Source organism: Mycolicibacterium pyrenivorans, from assembly GCF_025821625.1.
GTDB classification, from domain to species: Bacteria; Actinomycetota; Actinomycetes; order Mycobacteriales; family Mycobacteriaceae; genus Mycobacterium; species Mycobacterium pyrenivorans.
Genome location: NZ_JACKSH010000005.1, coordinates 69,414 through 90,032, shown reverse-complemented (window position 1 = coordinate 90,032; position 20,619 = coordinate 69,414). Strand labels below are relative to the sequence as shown.

At 67.6% G+C, this 20,619-nt stretch carries 21 protein-coding genes and 1 pseudogene; 12 read left to right on the top strand and 10 right to left on the bottom strand.

The features are described from left to right. Positions 1–63 precede the first annotated feature (63 nt). On the top strand, positions 64–1,287 hold the full coding sequence (locus tag H7I57_RS00565) for an MFS transporter (RefSeq protein ID WP_372510075.1): 1,224 nt from the start codon (positions 64–66) through the stop codon (positions 1,285–1,287). Positions 1,288–1,334: 47 nt separating this feature from the next. Further along, on the top strand, positions 1,335–2,633 hold the full coding sequence (locus H7I57_RS00560) for an acyltransferase family protein (protein WP_264021259.1): 1,299 nt from the start codon (positions 1,335–1,337) through the stop codon (positions 2,631–2,633). A 6-nt stretch (positions 2,634–2,639) separates the two neighbouring features. Here H7I57_RS00560 and H7I57_RS00555 read toward each other — a convergent pair whose 3' ends face one another. Together H7I57_RS00555 and H7I57_RS00550 are read right to left on the bottom strand one after the other, a co-directional pair. After that, positions 2,640–2,831, bottom strand: coding sequence for a DUF5302 domain-containing protein (locus H7I57_RS00555; protein WP_264021258.1), 192 nt, complete (start codon positions 2,829–2,831; stop codon positions 2,640–2,642). A 29-nt stretch (positions 2,832–2,860) separates the two neighbouring features. Beyond that, positions 2,861–3,304, bottom strand: coding sequence for a PPOX class F420-dependent oxidoreductase (locus tag H7I57_RS00550; protein WP_264021256.1), 444 nt, complete (start codon positions 3,302–3,304; stop codon positions 2,861–2,863). Between the two features lie 118 nt (positions 3,305–3,422). On the opposite strand from H7I57_RS00550, the pseudogene H7I57_RS00545 reads away from it, so the two are divergent. Further along, positions 3,423–3,719: pseudogene (locus H7I57_RS00545) on the top strand (DUF1697 domain-containing protein); the annotation flags it as partial. 98 nt (positions 3,720–3,817) lie between these two features. Further along, entirely contained in the window at positions 3,818–4,642 is an 825-nt protein-coding gene (locus tag H7I57_RS00540) for a class I SAM-dependent methyltransferase (RefSeq protein WP_264021255.1), read from the top strand. On the opposite strand, the gene H7I57_RS00535 is transcribed toward H7I57_RS00540, so the two are convergent. Further along, positions 4,643–5,008, bottom strand: coding sequence for an Rv1152 family transcriptional regulator (locus tag H7I57_RS00535; protein ID WP_264021279.1), 366 nt, complete (start codon positions 5,006–5,008; stop codon positions 4,643–4,645). It lies immediately after the preceding gene. A 36-nt stretch (positions 5,009–5,044) separates the two neighbouring features. Between H7I57_RS00535 and H7I57_RS00530 the strand changes: the two genes are divergently transcribed. Beyond that, entirely contained in the window at positions 5,045–5,758 is a 714-nt protein-coding gene (locus tag H7I57_RS00530; RefSeq protein ID WP_264021254.1) for an NAD-dependent deacylase, read from the top strand. Between the two features lie 15 nt (positions 5,759–5,773). Here H7I57_RS00530 and H7I57_RS00525 read toward each other — a convergent pair whose 3' ends face one another. From H7I57_RS00525 to H7I57_RS00515, 3 genes are read right to left on the bottom strand one after another with little or no spacing between them, the layout of a single operon-like run. Beyond that, positions 5,774–6,406: a class I SAM-dependent methyltransferase gene (locus tag H7I57_RS00525; RefSeq protein ID WP_264021253.1), complete on the bottom strand. Its 633-nt coding sequence runs from the start codon at positions 6,404–6,406 to the stop codon at positions 5,774–5,776. After that, positions 6,387–7,094 (bottom strand): TetR/AcrR family transcriptional regulator, encoded by a 708-nt coding sequence (locus H7I57_RS00520; protein ID WP_264021252.1) that lies wholly within the window; start codon positions 7,092–7,094, stop codon positions 6,387–6,389. The genes H7I57_RS00525 and H7I57_RS00520 overlap by 20 nt, the downstream gene beginning before the upstream one ends. A gap of 1 nt (position 7,095) precedes the next feature. Continuing rightward, a complete protein-coding gene (locus H7I57_RS00515) occupies positions 7,096–9,480 on the bottom strand; it encodes an MMPL family transporter (RefSeq protein ID WP_264021251.1) in 2,385 nt (794 codons plus the stop codon). 152 nt (positions 9,481–9,632) lie between these two features. Between H7I57_RS00515 and H7I57_RS00510 the strand changes: the two genes are divergently transcribed. Then, a complete protein-coding gene (locus tag H7I57_RS00510) occupies positions 9,633–10,175 on the top strand; it encodes a DoxX family protein (protein ID WP_264021250.1) in 543 nt (180 codons plus the stop codon). Positions 10,176–10,281: 106 nt separating this feature from the next. Continuing rightward, positions 10,282–10,413, top strand: coding sequence for a hypothetical protein (locus H7I57_RS00505; RefSeq protein ID WP_264021249.1), 132 nt, complete (start codon positions 10,282–10,284; stop codon positions 10,411–10,413). A 107-nt stretch (positions 10,414–10,520) separates the two neighbouring features. On the opposite strand, the gene H7I57_RS00500 is transcribed toward H7I57_RS00505, so the two are convergent. The 3 genes from H7I57_RS00500 to H7I57_RS00490 are packed head-to-tail and all read right to left on the bottom strand — an operon-like array spanning position 10,521 to position 13,410. After that, positions 10,521–11,519 carry an NAD(P)H-dependent flavin oxidoreductase gene (locus H7I57_RS00500; protein WP_264021248.1) on the bottom strand — a complete coding sequence of 333 codons (999 nt, stop codon included), beginning with the start codon at positions 11,517–11,519 and terminating at the stop codon, positions 10,521–10,523. Positions 11,520–11,525: 6 nt separating this feature from the next. Beyond that, on the bottom strand, positions 11,526–12,278 hold the full coding sequence (locus tag H7I57_RS00495; RefSeq protein WP_264021246.1) for a 3-hydroxyacyl-CoA dehydrogenase: 753 nt from the start codon (positions 12,276–12,278) through the stop codon (positions 11,526–11,528). 37 nt (positions 12,279–12,315) lie between these two features. Then, on the bottom strand, positions 12,316–13,410 hold the full coding sequence (locus tag H7I57_RS00490; RefSeq protein WP_264021245.1) for a CaiB/BaiF CoA transferase family protein: 1,095 nt from the start codon (positions 13,408–13,410) through the stop codon (positions 12,316–12,318). 118 nt (positions 13,411–13,528) lie between these two features. Between H7I57_RS00490 and H7I57_RS00485 the strand changes: the two genes are divergently transcribed. From H7I57_RS00485 to H7I57_RS00465, 5 genes are all read left to right on the top strand, one after another. Next, positions 13,529–14,350, top strand: coding sequence for an enoyl-CoA hydratase (locus tag H7I57_RS00485; RefSeq protein ID WP_264021244.1), 822 nt, complete (start codon positions 13,529–13,531; stop codon positions 14,348–14,350). Positions 14,351–14,473: 123 nt separating this feature from the next. Continuing rightward, a complete protein-coding gene (gene tet(V) / locus H7I57_RS00480; protein WP_264021278.1) occupies positions 14,474–15,727 on the top strand; it encodes a tetracycline efflux MFS transporter Tet(V) in 1,254 nt (417 codons plus the stop codon). Between the two features lie 73 nt (positions 15,728–15,800). Then, positions 15,801–17,099, top strand: a complete 1,299-nt coding sequence (locus tag H7I57_RS00475; protein ID WP_264021243.1) for an NtaA/DmoA family FMN-dependent monooxygenase — start codon at positions 15,801–15,803, stop codon at positions 17,097–17,099. A 2-nt stretch (positions 17,100–17,101) separates the two neighbouring features. Then, positions 17,102–18,205 carry a 3,4-dihydroxy-2-butanone-4-phosphate synthase gene (ribB, locus tag H7I57_RS00470; RefSeq protein WP_264021242.1) on the top strand — a complete coding sequence of 368 codons (1,104 nt, stop codon included), beginning with the start codon at positions 17,102–17,104 and terminating at the stop codon, positions 18,203–18,205. 102 nt (positions 18,206–18,307) lie between these two features. Then, a complete protein-coding gene (locus tag H7I57_RS00465; protein ID WP_264021241.1) occupies positions 18,308–19,111 on the top strand; it encodes a GntR family transcriptional regulator in 804 nt (267 codons plus the stop codon). A 4-nt stretch (positions 19,112–19,115) separates the two neighbouring features. Here the strand turns inward: H7I57_RS00465 and H7I57_RS00460 are convergent, their stop codons facing one another. Beyond that, entirely contained in the window at positions 19,116–20,432 is a 1,317-nt protein-coding gene (locus H7I57_RS00460) for an NtaA/DmoA family FMN-dependent monooxygenase (protein WP_264021240.1), read from the bottom strand. Between the last annotated feature and the right edge of the window lie 187 nt (positions 20,433–20,619).

Genomic DNA, 20,619 nt, shown 5'->3' with positions numbered 1-20,619 from the left:
AAACGGCATTCCAGCAGGCGAATCGCGAGAAGCGGCCTGCTGGAATGCCGTTTCGGCGGAATAATGGGCCGAGCCGTGCCGCTGTCATTGGTCGTGTCGAGAACCCGCTATCCGATGGCCCTGCTGGCCTACGCTTTCGCCGCGATCATGGTGGGCACGACCCTGCCCACCCCGATGTACGCATTGTTCGCAGACGACCTGCAGTTCCATGTCCTGACGACGACGGTCATCTTCGCCACGTACGCGGGCGGCGTGCTGTTCGCACTGCTGGCCTTCGGTCGGTGGTCGGATGTCCTCGGCCGGCGGCCGCTGCTGCTGGCAGGCATCGGGTTCGCCATCGTCAGCGCCGTCGTGTTCGTACTCGCCGACTCGGTGACCGAATTGCTGATCGGCCGGGTGCTCTCCGGACTGTCGGCGGGCATCTTCACCGGGACGGCCACCGCGGCCGTCATCGAGGCCGCACCCCCGGCATGGCGCGACCGCGCCGCTGCGGTCGCCACCGTCGCCAACATCGGCGGGTTGGGACTCGGGCCGATACTGGCCGGCGTGCTCGTCCAGTACGCACCGCACCCACTCGACCTCAGCTTCGTCGTGCATCTGGTCCTGGCCGCGTTCGCCGTCGTCGCGGTGCTGGCGGCGCCGGAGACCTCGCCGCGCACCGGCCGCCTGGGCATCCAGCGGCTGTCGGTCCCGCCGGAGGCTCGCTCGGTGTTCGTGGTGGCGTCCCTCGCCGCATTCGCCGGTTTCGCCGTCACCGGACTGTTCGCCGCGGTCGCCCCGTCGTTCCTGGCCGACATCCTCGGCATCGAGAACCATGCTCTGGCGGGGCTCATCGCCGGTTCGATTTTCATCGCCTCGGCGATCGCCCAGGTTGCGACCAGAACGGTGGATCCTCGACGGGCCGTGGCGGTCGGCTGCGCGATCCTGGTCGTCGGCATGATCGTTTTGGCTGCGGCACTGCACTTCTCGTCGTTGCCGGGGCTGATCGCCGCGGCCGTGGTGTCGGGTGTCGGTCAGGGCATCAGCTTCGGCCGTGGTCTCGCCGCGGTCGCGGAACGCACCCCTGCGGGCCGCCGCGCCGAGGTCAGCTCGACGTACTTCACCGTCGCTTACGTGGCGATCGCGATACCGGTGATCGGCGAGGGTCTCGCCGCGCAGGCCTGGGGACTGCAGACATCCGGCGTGCTGTTCGCCGTGGCGGTCGCCGCCCTCGCCACCGCCTGCCTGGCCGCCATCGTGCGCCAGACCCGCCGCGAGTCCCCCCAGGCCCAACTCGTGCACAGTTGAGTGCTTCTACTCACGCGTCGAGTCACCGGTGCGCCTAGATTCGCCGTATGAGCGTCGCCGCGCTGTTTCCCCGGCCCGCAGAGGTCGAGGCAAGCACTCCGCCTGAGCGTGATCGGGCGATCGACGTCATCCGGATCGCGGCACTCGTCGGCGTCGTCGTCGGTCACACCGTCATGGCCACCAGCACGGTGCGCGACGACGTCTTCATCTGGAGCAACCTGCTCACCGCATCTCCGGTGTTCCAGGCACTGACGTGGCTGTTTCAGATCATGCCGCTGTTCTTCTTCGCCGGCGTCGCCGCATCCGTGCAGTCATGGACACCCGGGACCAGCTGGGGGAACTGGCTGATGCGTCGGTGCACCCGGCTGTACCGACCGGTGTTCTACTACCTGGGGTTCTGGGGTGTGACGCTGGCGGTGCTGCGACTGGTCCTGCCGGTTCACGTCTACGAACCCGTCGCCGGGATCTCCGTTCAGCTGCTGTGGTTCCTGGGCGCCTACGTCCTGGTGCTGGCCGCGGTGCCGATCCTGGCGCGCATCACCTCCACGGGCCGGTTCGTCGCCGCCGCGGCCGCCACGTACGGCCTGATCGCCGTCGTCGACCTCATCAGGATCAACGCGACCCAGTGGTCGACGCTGGGCTATCTCAACCTCACCGTGTGGCTGATCCCCGGGATGTTCGGGGTGGCCTACCGTCGCGGTCTGCTATCTCCCCGGGCGGCCCTCGGCGTCGGCGCCGCGATGTTCGCCGTCAATGTGGCGCTGATGACCTGGGGCCCATACGAACTCAGCCTCGTCGGCCTCGAGACCCAACAACTCAAGAACATGTCACCGCCGTCGCTTCTCCTCGCCGGACACGCGATCATGATGTGCGCGTTGGCGATCGCCGCCGCGCCCGCGATCGCCAGATGGGCGCGCCGGCCACGGGTGTGGTGGCTGACGGTGATCGGCAACTCCGGAGCGATGACGCTGTACCTCTGGCACCTTCCGGCACTGCTGGCCATGCACCTGGGGTTCGACTACCTCGGCTATCCGCGCTTCGATCCCGGCGCTGCGAACTTCGTCGCGCTGTCGGTGCTGCAGGTGCTCGTCATGGCGGTGCTCGTCACCGCGGCGTTCGTGCTGCTGCGTCCGCTGGAGAGCAATCCGCTACCGCTCTGGGACGGCGGCTTCGTCGCGGGGCCGGGCCTGCGCAGCGCCGCGGTCGGCCTATTGCTGTGCACCGCGGGTGCGGCCACGCTGGCGTCGGTCGGGTGGGGGCTGAAGGACGAGGGCCTGTTCTGCGTCGCGGCGATGCTGCTCGCGCTGGTCGCCGCCCGCGCGCTCGCCGACGAGCGTCCGGATTAGCGCGGACTATCCGCTCTTGCGGCGGAATTCGCGACGGTTCTCCACCGGGCCGTGGGCGCGGGGCTGCTTGGGCCCGCTGTCGGCATGGGATGACCCGCCGCCTGACTTGGCCTTCTTGCGCTCCAGCGCCTCGCGGAACTTGCGCTTGGTGTCGTCCTCTGCCGGCTCTGAAGACTCAGCCGACCCCTTGGATGCCATGACCGCAGCCTAGCCTCTCGGCGCGCCGCTCAGCGGATTCCCGGTGGCATGCCGTAGACGTGAGAGATGGGCAGCGTCATCAAGACCCGCCGGTCGTCGACCATCGCCCTGCGGTAGTCGTCCCAGTCCGGATGCTCACCCGCGATGTCGCGGTACAGCGCGATCAGTCCCTCGACGGTGTCATCGCCGGGGTCGGCGGCGGGCGGACTGAGGACGGCGTCACCCTCGGCGACCGCGTAGGCCCAGCCGTCATCGGAACTGACGTGCAGCGCGGCGCGCGGATCGCGGCGCAGATTGCGGGTCTTGGCCCTGGGCTCGGTGATCGACGCCGAGATGGTCAGCGCGCGGGCGTCGAAGTGGTAGGAGACGTTGGACAGCTGCGGCCTCCCGTCGCGCTTGAGCGTGGCCAGCACGCCCAGCGAGTTCCCGGCGATCACCGCCAGCAGCTTGTCGTCGAAGACATCGCGCGTCATGCCAACGAGCCTACGTCCAGCGTCGGTCTGGGATGATCGAACAGATGGCAGGATTCTCCTCGATCGGCGACGACGTCCCCGGCGGCCCCTACGCCACTACGAACCGGACGCCGTCGCGATGACGCGCTATGCCGCGTTCCTGCGCGGGGTGAACGTCGGTGGCGTCAACCTCAAGATGGCCGCGGTCGCGCAGGCACTGGAGGCGGCGGGATTCGGCGACGTCAAGACCATCCTGGCCAGCGGCAACGTCCTGCTCGACAGCCGCGCCGGGGTGGCCGCCGTCCGGAGGACAGCCGAACAAGCGCTGCGTGATGAATTCGGTTACGACGCCTGGGTACTCGCCTACGACCTGGACACGCTCGCCGAGATCTCGGCGGCGTACCCGTTCGAGCGCGAGGTGGACGGCCACCATTCCTAGCGCTTCAAGTCGTCGACCACCACGCGCAATCTGCGCACAATCGACAAAGTCCTGCGCGGGTAGCGCAGGGCCAGATGGATCCAGATAGGAACCAGATGACGGGAAAACACACCGCCGACCTGACCGGGGTGTCCGAGACCGCACTGATGACGCTGCTGGTCAGAGCGACGGAGGCCAGGCGGCCCGACGCCATCCTCGACGACCCCATGGCGATTCACCTGGTCGACTCCATCGACTACGACTTCGCCAAGTTCGGCTTCATCCGGCGCCAGGATATGGCGTTGCGCGCGTTGACCTTCGACAAGCACGCCCGCCGCTACCTCCTCGACCACCCGAAGGCCACCGTGGTCGCGCTCGCCGAAGGCCTCCAGACCAGTTCCTACCGGCTCGACGCCGCCGGCCTCGGCGACCAGTTCCGTTGGCTGACCGTCGACCTCCCCCCGATGATCGAACTGCGCCGCAAGCTGCTGCCCGCATCCGACCGGGTGCAGCTGTGCGCGCAATCGGCCCTGGACTTCAGCTGGATGGACCAGGTCGATACCGATCACGGCGTGTTCATCACCGCCGAGGGGTTGCTGATGTATCTGCAGCCCGATGAGGCGATGGCGCTGATCACCGAGTGCGCGTCTCGCTTTCCCGGCGGGCAGATGATGTTCGACCTGCCGCCGTCGGGCTTGGCGGCGCTGGCCCGTCGCGGGGTGCGGACCTCGCTGCGCTACCGGGTGCCCTCGATGCCGTTCACGCTGTCGGTCGCCGAGGTGGCCGATCTCGTCAACACCGTGCCGGGGGTGCGCGCCGTGCACGACGTCCCGGTGGAGGGCGGACGCGGGCGGCTGGTCAACGCGCTGCTGTGGACGGTGCCGCGCTTCCGGCTGCTCGACCCCATACGACCGCTGACCACACTGCTCGAGTTCGGCTGATCAACCGAAGGCCGTCTCCACGTAACGCAGCGCCTCACCTTTGTCGACGCCCAGCGCTCGCGCCGCGGACACGAACGTGTGCGCCGCGGTCGCCATCGCCGCATCGGCCGGATCCGACCGCGCCACGAAAGTGCCGAATCGACCTCTCGTTTCGAGAATGCCCGCTGCTTCCAACTCCCGGTACGCACGCGCCACGGTGTTGACCGCCAGGTTGATCTGACCCGCCAGCTCACGGACCGTCGGCAGCCGGGTGCCCGGGGCGAGCTGCCCGTCGCGTACCCCGTCGATGATCTGCGATCTGAGCTGGTCGAACAACGGCCTGGCGGCGTCCGGATCGACGCGTACCCAATCCCCCAACTCGGCCACGTGCCCAGTATCACCCACAGCGACTAGTTTGGGGGGGTGCAGGTGACGGTGTTCAGCGGGGCCGGGATCTCGGCCGAGAGCGGTGTGCCCACATTCCGCGACGTGGAGACCGGGCTGTGGGCCAAGGTCGACCCCTACGAGATCTCCAGCGCTCAGGGTTGGCAAGCCCACCCCGAGCGGGTGTGGGCCTGGTACCTGTGGCGCCACCACATGATGAGGGCCGTCGCCCCCAACAACGCCCATCGAGCCGTCGCCGCGTGGGAGGACTATGCCGACGTGCACGTCGTGACCCAGAACGTGGACAACCTGCACGAGCGTGCCGGCAGCAGCCGGGTGCACCACGTCCACGGCAGTCTGTTCGAATTCCGTTGCGACCTGTGCCAATCCGCCTACCACGGCGACGTACCCACGATGCCGGAGCCGGTCGAGGCGGTCGAGCCGCCACGCTGTGAATGCGGCGGGTTGGTGCGGCCCAACGTGGTGTGGTTCGGCGAAGCGCTACCCGACGACGCGTGGCAACAGTCGGTGGACGCGGTGGCCAACGCCGACCTCGTCGTGGCGGTCGGCACGTCGTCGGTCGTCTATCCCGCAGCGGGCCTGCCCGAGATGGCCGTCGCCAACGGCACCCCCGTGATCGAGGTCAACCCGGAGCCCACGCCGCTGTCGAGGAGCGCGACGCTGACGCTGCGCGAGTCGGCGGCGACGGTGCTTCCGGGGCTGTTGCAGCGGCTGCCGGCCCTGCTGGGCTGACCGTACTTCGCCCGGTCAGGCCGGCTTGACCGCGACACCGATCGCGAACTCGGACACCGGCAGCGGCACCCAGGCCGGCAGCGCCCACTCGCGGCGGGCGCCCTCGACCCGGAATCCCGCCCCGACGATCGTCTGCTCGGTGTCGCGGTGGGTGTGGCAATTGCCCAGCATCTTCGGCCAGACCGTGGCGTCGGCGAACTTCTGCAGCCGGGCGCGGGCGCCGGAGCCTGCGATGTGTTCGAGGTAGCGAAGCTCCCCGCCGGGGCGCAACAGTGAATACAACTGCCTGACCACCTGTTGCGGATCGTCAACGGAGCACAGCACCAGCGAGCACACCACGGCGTCGAACTGTCCGTTGTCGGCGAACTTCTCGACGGTGCCGGTGTCGACCGTGACCGGTATCGGTGCGTCGGCGGCCGCGCGTTCGGCCACCTCCGCGAGCCTGCGTTCGGGCTCGACGGCGACCACCTCGGTGACGGTGCCGGGGTAGAGCTCGAAGTTGGTCCCGGTGCCGGCGCCGACCTCGAGCACCCGGCCGGACAGCCCGGCCAGGTTCTCGCGTCGCAACCTCCGAAGCGATTCGGGTTCCCGCGACGACATCGCGGTCCACAGCCGGGCGAAAAACGGATTATCGACGGTTTCGCTCATCCACAGCCTCCTTCAACCAGGTCACCGTGTCGCGTGGCGGATCGGCGGGCCGGATCGCGCCGGACACGATGTGCCCACAACAGACCGAACGCAACACCCGATCTGCGAACTCTTCCACATCTCCCCAGGGCAGGTAAGGACGGGAGATCAGCAGCGCCGCCACACCGTGCGCCACGGTCCACAGCTCGAGTGCCAGGGCGGTGGGGTCCCCCGGCGGGTAGATCCCCTCGTCGATCAGCGCCTCCACCGACGTGCGCATGTGGACGAACGCCGAACTGTTCAGCGTCATGTCCACGTCGCTCCCAGGGCTGCCCTGCCCCATGGTCGCAATGCGGTACAGCTCCGGGGTTTTCAGCGCGAACCGGACGTACGCCAGGCCCTGCGCCCGCAACACGTCCACCGCGGAGGCGCCGACGTCCCCCGCCCGCCCTGCAACCTCCTGCATCTCCTCGTCCAGTTTCTCGAAGTACCGCACGCACACCGCATCCAGCAGCGCGTCCTTGTCGGCGAAGTGCAGATAGATCGACGGCGGTGTGACGCCGACCCGCTGCGCCACCGACCGGATCGACACTGCTTTCGCGTCGCCCGTGTCGAGCAGCAGATCAGTTGCCGCGTCGAGTATCTCGTCTCGAAGCTGATCGCCTGATCCCCTGGGCGCCCGGCGGCGCCGGAGTCGTTGGACGCTCACGCTAACCGGCCCGCTTTCCCGACGTGATGCGATCGCCTGCGGCGGGTTCGCCGGGCAGGTCGTCGGCGAGGGTCTCGCGCAAGCCGATCCGTTCGTGCAACTTCACCAGGGGTGCGGGGGCCCACCAGTTCCAGCGGCCCAGCACATGCATGAAGGCGGGCACCAGCAGCATGCGGACCAATGTGGCGTCGGCCAGGATGGCGAGTGTCAGGCCGACACCGAACATCCGCATGAACGACACCTGGGCGGCGATCAACGCGGCGAACGAGATCGACATCACCAGTGCCGCGGCGGTCACCACCCGCCCGGTTCTTGCCAGACCGAGGGCGACGCTCTCGTCGCTTCGGACGTGAGGATCGATCGGGGTGCCGTCCGCGGCGGTCCGTTCCGAGTTGAGCCAATACTCCCTGATCCGGGAGACGAGGAAGACCTCGTAGTCCATCGACAGGCCGAAGGCGATGCAGAAGAGCAGCACCGGCATGTTGGCCACCAGGGTTCCCGTCGGGGTGGTGCCCAGCGCGCCGAGATGGCCGTCCTGGAAGATCCACACCAGTGCGCCGAACGCGGCGGTCAACGACAAAACGTTGAGCACCAACGCTTTCAGCGGCAAGACGACGCTTCCGGTCAACAGGAACAGCAGCACGAAGGTGATGGCCGCGATGACGGCGAGGACCAGCGGCAGCCGCGAGGTGATCGCGGTGGCGCTGTCCCGGTTGATCTGGGCCAGTCCGGTCAGCTGCACCTGCCCGCCTGCGGGCGGCTCGACGGAGTGCAGCCGGTCCAGTTGCGCTTCGGACGCGTCGGTGAACAGGGGTGCGCTGCTGGCGACGGTGAGGAAAGCACTGCCGTCGGCGAAGCCCGTCGCCGCCGACGGCGGACCGACTAGGGCTCCGTCGACGAACGTGCCGCCGGGCGCCGATACCGACGAGACGTCGTCGACGCGGGACAGTTCACCGGCGTAGTCGTCGAGCGTGCGTGGGGTGACTCCGGCGGTGTCCGGCAGCATTACCGTGACGTTCGTCGCGGAGTCGACCTCGAAGTCGCTGCGCAGTTGATCACCGATCTGGCGGGCCGACGCCGAGGGCGGGAGAACCCGGTCATCGGGGAACCCCCATGTGGCCCCGAGAAACGGAACGCCCAGCAGAATCAGCAGCGCGACGACCGCGAATCCGATCGGAATCGACCGGCGCATCACGAATTTGGTCGACCGGTACCAGAACATCTGCTCGATCGGCTTCGGCACCGGGGTGGGTCGGCCGAAGACGCGGCGCAGCAGCCTGCGCACATCCAGCGAGTCGAGCCTCGCGCCCGCCAGGACGATCGCGGCGGGCGCCACGACGATGGCGGCCAGCGCTGCGAACCCGACCACGGCGATGCCCGCGTAGGCGAACGACTTCAGGAAGTACATCGGGAACAGCACCATCGCGACCATGGACAGCGCCACCGTCAAGGCCGAGAACAGCACCGTGCGGCCGGCGGTCATCATGGTGCGCACCAACGCGCGTTCACGATCGGCGGAGCCGATCAAACGGCTCGAGTCGGCGGAGCCGATCAAACGGCTCGAGTCGGCGGAGCCGATCAAACGGCTCGAGTCGGCGGAGTCGGCGAGTTCGTCGCGGTATCTGCTGATGATCAGCAGCGTGTAATCGATCGCCAGCGCCATACCCATCGCGATCGTCAGGTTCAGCGCGAAGATCGAGACGTCGGTGACCAACGTGACGGCGCGCAGCACCGCCATGGAGCCCAGGATCGCGAACGCGCCGACGGCGAGCGGCAGTGCCGCGGCGAGCAGCCCGCCGAAAACCCACACGAGGACGACGAAGCTCAACGGAATCGCGATGGCTTCCATCAACAGCAGGTCTTTTTCACTCTGGCTGTTGATCTGCACATAGGTCATCGCCGTACCGCCGGCCCGCACGGTGACCCCGTCACGGTCGTGCACCAGTTCGTCGGTGAGTTCCTTGGCGTGCTTCTGGGCGCCGCTCTCACCGCCGGTGATCCCCGCGACGATCAGACCGGTCCTGCCGTCCTCACTGATCAGTGCCGGGGCGGCGCCTGGCGGCGCCGTCCACGCCGACGTCACGTTCCCCACGAAGGGGGACTCGGCCAGTTCGGCGACGATGTCGGTGCCGACGCCGCGTGCGGCTCCCTCGACTCCGGACTCTGAGGTCACGCCGATGACCAACTCCATGTCGCCCTGGCCGAACTTGTCGACCAGCAACTGGGTGGCTTCGGCGGACTCGGTGGTCGGATCCTGGAAGCCTCCGGCCGACAGGTGCTTCATCACCGGGACGCCGAAGAGGCCGCAACCCACCATCGCGAGCAGTGCCACGACCAGGATGCGCCGCGGCGCCGCGATGGCCATCAGTGCGATCCGGTGCAACAACGCGCGCCCTCCTGAGATATCGGCGCTAAGTTATCAGCGATAACTTGAAGGGGTCAATGCCTCTCCGATGACTTTTCGGACAGCGTCGAGTCGACATGGGCATGACCGAGGACACTGCACAGAAGTCACCGACCGCGATAAGTTCGTCCGCGATGACAACCGACCAACCAGCACCGTCGCCTGCTCGGAACGCCGGCCTGACCGACATCGGCCTGTTGGTGCTGAGGCTCGGCGCCGGCGGCGCCGCCCTCCAGGCGGGACTGATCAAGGCCTTCGATTTCTCCACGACGTCGCAGTTCATGGCGGACGCGGGATGGCGACTCCCGAAGTTCGCCGCGTTCATGGTGACGACCGCCGAGACCGTCGGCGGCATCGGGCTGTTACTGGGCGCGCTGACCCCACTGGCGGCGTGCGCGGTGCTCAGCGCGATGCTCTGCGCCTGGGCGGTCAACGTCTCCGGTGCGGCATTCTGGTCCGAACCGTTCAACGTCCCGTTCCTGATCGGCATCGGCGCGGCCGCCCTGCTGTTCGCCGGTGCGGGCAGCTACTCCGTGGACAGCCGGTTCTTGCGGCGTTTCTCCTGGTCAAGCCGGCTCATCATCGCCCTGCTGGTGCTCGCGGTGGCCGCAGCGGTGCTGACCTGGGTGGCCCTCTACGGCGTCAACCCGATCCATTTCACGGCGCCGGCGACATGATTGCTACCCGCCGGTAGATCACGGATCCTACCGAGCGGTAAGAATGCCATCATTTTGCGAATCGCAGCTCAAAGAATCCTTAAGAGCCGTGGTTACTGTTCAGTACATGTGGATCGACGACACCAGTGCTGATGTCATCAAGGTTGATTTCGATGCTCTCTACCACGGCGATGTCCTGGTAGAGGGAATCACCTCCGAGCAGCTCGACGACGAGCACCAACTCCCTACCGCAGTGTGAAAGAACGCGCGCCCCGCGGGGCGCGCGTTCCTCACTGATCGGTTTGCCTGACGCCGGGCGTGCCCCTTGACGGGCGTTCCCCACAGACGTCCCAGTCGATTCCCGGGCTACACGCCTATACGCGCGGCGGACTTCGTGACCATTCCCGCCAGTCGATCGCTGATGAGGCTTTCGGCCTCGCCGACGATGCGCGCAACCAGATCCCCGACAGTCGGGATGTCGTTGATCAATCCCATGGCCGTGCCCACGGTCCAGATTCCCGCGTCGACATCGCCCTCGTCGAAGACCCGACGCCCACGAACGCCGGCCACCAGATCCTTGACGTCCTCGAACTGACCGCCGTCCTTCAGGATCTGCACCACCTCGCGCGACACCTCGTTGGACGCCACCCGGGCGGTGTTGTGCAGGGTGCGGAAGATCAGCTCCGTGCCCCGCTCGTCACCGGCCACGATGGCCTCCTTGACGTTCTGGTGGATGCAGGACTCGACGGTGCACATGAACCGCGACCCCATGTTGATGCCGTCGGCGCCGAGCGCCAGTGCGGCGACCAGGCCGCGGGCGTCGGCGAAGCCGCCGGAGGCGATCATCGGGATCTCGATCTGGTCGGCCGCCGCGGGAATCAGCACCAGGCCAGGAACGTCGTCCTCACCCGGGTGACCGGCGCACTCGAAGCCGTCGATGCTGATGCCGTCCACGCCGAGACTCTGCGCCTTGACCGCATGCCGCACCGAGGTGCACTTGTGCAGCACCTTGATGCCGTTGTCGTGGAACATCGGCAGGTGCGGCGCCGGGTTGGAGCCGGCCGTCTCGACGATCTTGATACCGGCGTCCACGATTACCTGGCGGTACTCGTCGTACGGCGGCGGGTTGATCGCGGGCAGGATCGTCAGGTTGACCCCAAACGGCTTGTCGGTCAGGTCACGGGTCTTGGCGATCTCGTTGGCCAGATCCGCAGGGGTCGGCTGGGTCAGCGCGGTAATAAATCCTAGGCAGCCCGAGTCAGCAACCGCCGCAACGAGTTCCGCGCGTCCCACCCATTGCATACCACCCTGGGCGATCGGATGCTCGACGCCGAAGGTCTCGGTGAACTTCGTCTTCAGTGACATCGCGGCCTACCTCGGGGCCATGCGGATGGCGCCGTCCAGGCGGATCGTCTCGCCGTTGAGCATCGGGTTCTCGACGATGTGCACGGCCAGCGCGCCGTACTCGTCGGGGTCGCCGAGCCGGGCCGGGTGCGGTACCTGCTTGCCCAGCGAGGCCTGCGCCTCCTCGGGCAGCGAGCCCAGCAGCGGGGTCTTGAACAGACCCGGGGCGATGGTGCAGACGCGGATCAGCTCGCGCGACAGGTCACGGGCGATCGGCAGGGTCATGCCGACCACGCCACCCTTGGACGCCGAGTAGGCCGCCTGCCCGATCTGGCCCTCGAACGCCGCGACCGACGCGGTGTTGATGATGACGCCGCGCTCGCCGTTGATGGGCTCGGTCTTCGCGATCCGCTCGGCGGCGAGCCGGATGACGTTGAACGTGCCGATCAGGTTGACCTCAACGACCTTTTTGAAACCGTCCAGCGGGAACGGTCCGTCCTTGCCCAGCGTCTTGGCCGCGTTGCCGATGCCGGCGCAGTTGACGTCGATGCGCAGCGGACCCATCTCCTCGGCGGCGTCCAGCGCGGCGGCCACCTGCTCGGGGTCGGTGACGTTGGTCTCGACGAACTTGGCGCGCGCACCGAGCTCCTTGACGGCCTCCTCACCCCTGAGGTCCATGACCACGACCGAGGCGCCCCGGTCGAGCAGTCGCTTGGTGGTCGCCAGGCCGAGGCCGGACGCACCTCCGGTGACTACGGCTACGGCGTCTTTGATCTCCACAGATCTTGTCCTTTCATTCCTGAATCAAAAAGCGGGGTCAAACCCATTCCTGCAGAACAGCTTCGGTGTCCGCGCCAGGTACGCCGGGAGGCGTGGGGGCTGCCGGCGCGCTGCGCGAGAACCGCGGCGCGGGCGCCGGGTACAGGTAGCCGTTCTCGCGGTAGAACGTGTCGCGCTCGGTGTTGTGCGGTTCGGACTCGACTTCGGCGAACGACAGCACGGGCGTGACGCAGGCGTCGGTGCCGGCGAAGACCTCGGCCCAGTGGTCCCGGTCCTTCGCCGCGAAGGCTTCGGTGAACCGCGCCTTCAACTCCGGCCACCGGCTCATGTCGTTCTGGTCGGGCAGGTCGGCCACGTCCAGCCCGAGACCCGAGAGCAACTGGGCGTAGAACTGCGGCTCGATCGCCCCGACCGCGACGTAGCGGCCGTCGGCGCAGGTGTAGGTGTCGTAGTACGGCGCGCCGGTGTCGAGCATGTTCACGCCGCGCTCGTCGCTCCACATGCCCATGCCGCGGAACGCCCACATCATCATCGACAGCACGCTGGAACCGTCGACCATCGCGGCGTCGACGACCTGCCCCTTGCCGGACCGCTCCCGTTCGTACAGGGCCGAGAGCACCCCGACGAGAAGGAACATCGAGCCGCCGCCGAAGTCACCGACGAGGTTCAGCGGGGGCACCGGGCGTTCGCCGGCCCGGCCGATGGCGTGCAGCGCGCCGTTGAGCGAGATGTAGTTGATGTCGTGCCCGGCCTGCTGGGCACGCGGGCCGTCCTGACCCCAGCCGGTCATCCGGGCGTAGATCAGCTTCTCGTTGACTTTGGCGCAGTCCTGCGGACCGAGGCCCAGACGTTCGGTGACCCCGGGCCGAAAGCCTTCGATCAGCACGTCGGCCTTGGCGATGAGCCGCAGCACCATGCCGCGGTCCTCTTCGCTCTTCAGGTTCGCCGCCACCGACCGGCGGTTGCGCAGCAGGTAGTCGCCACCGGGTTTGGTCGCCGGTCCGGGGCCCTTACCTGGCCGTTCGATGCGGACGACGTCGGCACCGAGGTCGCCGAGAATCATTGCCGCATGGGGTCCGGGGCCGATACCGGCCAGCTCCACAACTCGAAGTCCCTGTAGTGGTCCAGCCATGCCTGACCGCCCTTCATGAGTATCGCTCGGTTGACCGCGACATAGCTTACTTGTATAACCAAGTCGACCGGCCACGGGGCTTCAGCAGTCCGGAAGGCCCCCAATGAAGGGGACATTCATGACCACCACCGACCCGAGCACCGACGTCTACGAAGGCATCGACGACCTCACCGTGAGCCTCGACGAAGGCGTCCTCACCGTCACCCTCAATCGGCCGAACAGCCTGAACTCGCTCACGGCACCGATGCTGCAGACGTTCGCGGCGACGCTGGAACGCGCCGCGGGCGACCCGCGGGTCCGGGTGGTGCGCATCGGCGGGGCGGGCCGCGGCTTCTGCTCGGGCGCAGGAATCAGCGAGGAAGACCACGCTAACCCCGGCGCGGCGGGGCCCCCGACCGACGTGCTGGACGGGGCGAACCGCTGCATCCGCGCGATCGCGCACCTGCCACAGCCATCGGTGGCCGTCGTACAGGGCGCCGCGGCGGGCGTGGGTGTGTCGCTGGCCCTGGCCTGTGACGTCGTAATCGCCTCGGAGAGGGCATTTTTCATGCTGGCGTTCACCAGGATCGGGTTGATGCCCGACGGTGGGGCTTCCGCCCTGATCGCGGCTGCGGTGGGGCGCATCCGGGCGATGCGGATGGCGCTGCTGGCCGAACGCATCTCGGCTCACGAAGCCTACGACTGGGGCCTGGTGAGCTCGGTGCACCCGGTCGAGGAGTTCGACGCCGAGGTCGACAAGGTGATCGCCACGCTGGTGGCGGGCCCCGCGGTGGCGTTGCGGAAGACCAAGGACGCGATCAACGCCGCCACCCTGACCGAGCTGGAGGCCGCGCTCGAGCGCGAGACGGCGGGCCAGTTGATCCTGCTGAAATCCGACGACTTCGCCGAGGGCACCAAGGCGTTCCAGCAGCGCAGGGCCGCGAACTTCACCGACTCCTGACAGCGGTTTCCGTGTAGTGGGTCATCGCCAGATTGACCGGCGGCACCGAAAAATCGTTCGACTCGGCCGTCGCGCGTGCGCGACCATCTGTTGGTGAGCACGCAATTCGACCTCCAGCAGCCGGTGGCCCCCGGCCGCTGGCGGGTGCTCGCCCCGTTCCGGTCCCGCGAGTACCGGCTGCTGATCGCGGCGGTGTCGCTGTCGATCTTCGCCGAGGGCATGTGGGCCGTGGTGATGGCGCTTCAGGTGATCGAGCTCGACAACGACCCCACGTCGCTGTCGTTGGTGGCAACCTGCCTCGGCGTGGGTCTGGTCGCGTTCGTGTTGGTCGGCGGTCTGGCCGCCGACCGTCTCAGCCAACGCGGGATCATCATCGTCGTCGAAGCCGTCAACACCCTTGTCGTCGCGATGGTCGCCGTCCTCGGACTCGTTGGCGCGCTGCAGATCTGGCATATGGCGGTGGCCGCCGCCGCGCTCGGCATCGCGGCGGCGTTCTTCTTCCCCGCCTACAGTGCGCTGCTGCCGCGGATTCTGCCCGCCGAGCAGCTGCTGGCGGCCAACGGGGTCGAAGGCGTCGTGCGACCGGTGTTCCAGCGCGCCGTCGGACCGGCCGTCGCCGGCCTGGTCGTCGGTGCGACGTTCCCGTCGCTGGGTGCGGTCGTGGTGGCGGCACTGTTCGCCATCGGGTTACTGTTGCTGCTGGCCGCCGGGAAGACGGTGAAAGGCGCTGCCCCGCAGCAGGATCAGCAGCGGGCGCGGTTGCTCGGGGACCTGCGGGACGGCTTCGTCTTCGTGCTGGGCACGCCGTGGCTGTTGTGGACCCTGCTGTTCGCGAGCATGTTCGTCCTGGTGGTGCTCGGCCCGATCGAAGTGCTGCTGCCCTTCGTCGTGCAGGACCGGTTCGAAAACGGCGCGCAAACCTTCGGGTTCATCCTCGCGTTCTTCGGAATGGGCAGCGCGCTGGGCGCTTTGGGTGTCTCGTCGCGACGGCTGCCGCGCCGCTATCTGTCGGTGATGATGGCGATGTGGAGTGTCGGCTCCATTCCACTGGTGGTCGTCGGAGTCACGTCCTCCTTCTCGCTGATGGCTGCGGCGACGTTCGTCGTCGGCGTCACCGACGGCGCGGGCATGGTCATCTGGGGCACGCTGCTGCAGCGCCGGGTGCCGCCCGCGATGCTGGGCAGGGTGTCGAGCCTGGACTTCTTCGTGTCGCTGGCGTTCATGCCGGTGTCGTTCGCCGTCGTCGGGCCGCTGTCGAAGGTCGTGTCGATGGAGGCGATCTTCCTCGCGGCCGGCACGGCACCGGTGGTGTTCGCCGCGGTGGCGATGTGGGCGGCCGGGATGCGCCGCGACGAGGCGGCCCACCCGCTGAACTAGACGCGGTCGCGGCGCAATCACGGCGGTACCCGCACGTCACCCCCGAGTAACGCCTCTCAACTTGGCTTTGTCCATGACGAAGAAGTTCCACCTGGCGTGGTTCCTCAATTTTGTGGCCGACGAATGGAACGGGACCTGGGGCGACGGGGCGCGCGATTTCACCGGGGAGTTCTACGTCGAGATGGCTCGCGACCTCGAGCGCGCGAAGTTCGACTACGTCCTCATCGAGGACAAACTCATGGTGTCGACGGCCTATGGCGGCACGATGGAGTACGACCTCAAACACGGGGTCAACCCCAAACACGACCCCGTGCCCCTCGCTGTGCTGATGGCCAACGCCACCAACCGACTCGGGGTCGTCCCCACGATGTCGACCAGTTTCTACCCGCCGTTCCTGCTGGCTCGCCTGTGCAGCACCGTCGACCACATCGCCCGCGGCCGGTTCGGCTGGAACGTCGTCACCTCCGCCGAAGACCGCGCCGCCCAGAACTTCGGACTCGAGAAGCTCTACGAACACGACGAGCGCTACGTGCGTGCCAGTGAATACCTGGAGTTGGTCAGCAAGCTCTGGGAGTCTTGGGAACCCGACGCCGTCGAACGCGACCACACCACCGGGGTGTACGCCAACTACAAGAAAGTGCACACCGTCGACTTCGAGGGCAAATACTTCAAGTCACGCGGTCCGCTGAACACCGCGCCGTCCCCGCAGTACCGTCCCACGATCGCCCAGGCCGGCGCGTCACCGCCGGGTCGGGAGCTGGCCGCCCAGCACGCCGACACGATCGTCGCCCCGGCCAACGGCATCGAGGCGATGAAGGCCTACCGCGACGACATCCATGCCCGGATGACGGCCAACGGCCGGGATCCCGAGCACTGCAGGGTGTTCTACCTCGTCTCGCCGATCGTCGCGGACACCCACGAGGAGGCGTTGGCCAAACGCGAGCGCTGGTTCAACGATCCGCTGTACATCGAGTACATGCTGGCCGAGATCTCGTCGATCACCGAGATCGACTTCGCCCAGTTCGATCTCGACGAGCCGCTGCCCGAGGTGTCGACCAACGGTGAACGTGGGTCGCTGGAGAGCTTCATGTCCCGCGGTAGGGACAAGACCCTGCGCGAATTGGTGACCGGCAGCGGGCTGACCGGAAACGTCGAGTTCGTCGGCACGCCCGATGAGGTCGCCGAGGAGATGGGCTCGGTGATGGACCAGGTCGGCGGCGACGGCTTCCTGATCACCAGTCCGGTGATGCGGCTCAACCGCCGCTATGTCACCGAGATAACCGACGGCCTGGTTCCCGCACTGCAGAAGCGGAACCTGACCCGTCGTGACTACACCACCACGATGCTTCGCGACCACCTGCGCGAATTCTGACGATGTCGGTCATCGAAACGCGATTGCACAACTCGGGCACCGACGACCCTGTCGGCTCCGCGATCGCGGCTGCGGTCGCGGCGCTGAGATCGGGCCGCATGGTGATCATTGTCGACGCCGACAACCCTTATGACGATGGCGATCTCATGCTCTCGGCGGCGTACGCCACGCCCGAGCGAGTGGCATTCATGATGCGCCACACCAGTGGCATCCTCTGTGTCCCGATGTCGGCGCCCGACCTCGATCGGCTGCAACTTCCACCGATGGTGGCGCTCAACGAGGACCCCAATGGTGCCGGTTACACGGTGTCGGTGAACGCCCGCAAGGGAATCGGCAGCGGAATCTCCGCGGCTGACCGGGCCAGGACCATATCGATACTCGCAGATCCCAGCAGCACGCCGAGCGACCTGAACCGGCCAGGCCACGTCTTCCCGTTGCGGGCAGTGGAAGGAGGAGTGCTTCGCCGGACGGGACACACGGAGGCGGCCGTCGACCTGGCCCGGTTGGCGGGGTTACCGCCCGTCGCGGTGATCTGCGAGGTGGTCGACGACGAGGGCGCGGCGCTGCGCGGGTCGCGCCTGCGCCTCTTCGCCGCCGAACACCGGCTGCCCATCGTCACGATGTCGGACCTGATCGCGTACCGACGCAGTACCGAGCGGCTCGTCGAGTTCAAGGCGGCCAGCCGCCTGCCCACCGACCACGGCGTGTTCCGGGCATGCGGATTCCGTTCGGTGCTCGACGGCCGTGAGCATCTCGCGCTGGTGATGGGAGATATTGCGGAGCCAGGGGTTTCGCCGACACTGGTACGCGTCCACACCGAATGCTTGATGGGCAACGTCTTCGGCTCCGAGGGCTGTGACTGCGAGCTGCAGCTGTCGTACGCGATGAAGATGGTCGCAGCCGAGGGCCGAGGTGTCGTGCTCTACCTGCGTGGCCACGCAGACCCGCACGGCGGCACGGACGCCCGCGATCAGGGAGTGGGTGCCCAGATCCTCGCGGACCTCGGGGTGCGGCACATGCGCCTGTTGACGAACCATCAGGTCAACCGGACAGGCCTCGGCGCCTACGGTCTCGAAGTTGTCGAGACCCTGCCGCTGCCTGCGTGATTCGGGCTGCGATGTAACCCGGACGAATCACCGTCGGCTGATTGCGTTAACAATCGGCTGCTTCCATGTGCGGGTGGGGTTCGGTGAAAGGAGCACGGAACAGTGTCAGCGGGCGAACCGTACGGCGCATGCAGGCCGAAGCTCCACCACACCGGGTCGATCCGTCCCGACGTACTCTACCAACGACAGCGCCATAGCCCAGATCGGCTGAACAACTCGCAGCGGCGCACCTACGACCTCCTGCGGTCGACCCTGATGTCGACGAGCAGGAACCTTCTTCTCGTCGAACGGGAGCTCACCGACGCCCTGTCGGCCAGCCGCAGCACGGTCCGGGCGGTGCTACAGCAACTCGCCCGGGAAGGCCTGGTCACCCGCGAACCCAAGAACGGAACCCGAGCCACTGGTTCGCTGTTGCTGCCCATCGATGAGCTCAAGACGATGGCCCAGCTTTCCAGCGAACCGTCTCCCCCGGTCGAATCCCGCACGATCGAATGCCGGCCGGTCGGCTGCCCGCCGTTGGTGCGCGACCGCCTGCGGCTGCCGGTCGACTGGAACGTCCTGATGATCGAGAGCCTGATGATGCACGACGGGCTCACGATCGGGCTGACGGTCGGCTACATCGCTGTGAGCGAGGACCAGTCCTGCGGTATCGACGTGGAGGGCCAGGACGTCATCTCGATTCTGGAGCGGCAGCTCGGGATTCGCATCGGCCCCAGCCGTACCACCGTCGGCGCCGTCGCCGCCGACGAACAGACCGCCGACCTGATCGGCGTCGACGTCGGCGCCCCACTGATCTGGCTCGAGGACGTCATCGAGGACCAGAACGGACAGCCAAGGGCGCTGTCCCAGCTCCGGCTGCGCGGTGACCGAATCGCGTTCAGCGCCACGGCCCGTCGAACCACGTGACGCTTCAGAAACTCGCCAGGTTTCCGCGCAGGTGCGGGGAGTCGTACGACGTCCGGGCCAGCCCGCGTACCTGTAGCTCCGGCACCAGGCCGTCGGCGATCTCGGCAACCACCCGCCGGTTGAGGGGCCCGGCCACGAACAGAACGCCGTCACCGCCGACTTCGCCGATCATCTTGCCCAGCTCGTCGGCCACCTCTGCGGGGGTACCCACCGGCTCGACGGCGTGGGTGTCGGCCGCGACCTCCCGCAGGGTGCGCCCCGGATCCCCGAGACGTGCCGCCAGTGAACTCTGGTGTCCGTTGGTCTCGAACGTTGCGGCCAGGTCCCGCAGCGGGGTGTCGACGTCGTAGGGCGAGAAGTCGATGTCGGTGATGAAGCCCAGGCTCGCGAGTCCGGCTTCGGGGTTCTCCCAGACCTCGTCGTCGTGACGCTTCTTGCGGTCCACCGCCTCGGCATGGGTCTCACCCAGGTACGGCGTGCACAGGAACAGCACTTTGACTTCGGCGGGATCTCGCCCGGCCGCCTCCGCACGGCCGAGGACGTCGTCGCGGTACTCCTTCATCTCCTCCACCGACGTCGCGGCGGCGATGATGCTGTCCGCGTTGCGGGCGGCGAATTCCCTTCCGGCAGAAGATCCACCGGCCTGGATCAGTGCAGGCCGACCCTGCGGCGGCGGCGTCGTGTTGAGCGGACCCCGGCTGCGGAAGAACCTGCCGTCGAAATCCACCGGGCGCACCTTGGTGTGGTCGGCGAAGACCTCGGCCTCCAGGTCCGCGACCACGGCGTCGGCGTCCCAAGAGGACCACAGCGCGCAGACGGCGTCGGTCATCTCCTGGGCGATCTCGTAGCGAAGGTCGTGCGCGGGCTGGCCCTGCTTGCCGTAATTCTGTGCCGCCCGGTCCGAGCTCCCCGTCACGATGTTCCACCCCGCCCGGCCGTCGGACAGGTTGTCCAGCGTCGCGACCAACCGGGCCAGCAGGTAGGGCTGGTACTCGGTCACCGCGAGGGTGGGTACGACGCCGATGCGGCGCGTCGCGCTGAGCATCACGGTGGCCAGTACCGCCGGATCGTGTTTGGGTACCGCACGCGCATTCTGGAGGTAGTAACGCATCGATTTCTCGTAACCGTCGGGCACGTAGGCGGAGTCCTCGATGATCAGGTAGTCGAAGCAGGCGCGTTCGAGCGCGCGGATGAAGTCGACGTGGAACTCGCCGTTCATCCAGTCCGTGGCGGCCGTGCCGCGCCACTGGCTCTTCCAGTCGTGCACCCCGAAGCCGTTGCCGAGGAACCACGCCAGGTGCATCCTCCGGTCACCATCCACCCGAGCGCCTCCTCGTCGACGTCGACACCTCGGTTCGGGCGCCGTCCATGTTGTCGCACCACTCAACGCGGCGCGGGTCATCGGCGTATGTCGGACACCGAACGACTCCATTGCGCCGCACCGGCATTCGTGACGGCAGGGCATCGGCCCCACGTGATCGTGATCACCGGCCCGCCGCACCCGCGTA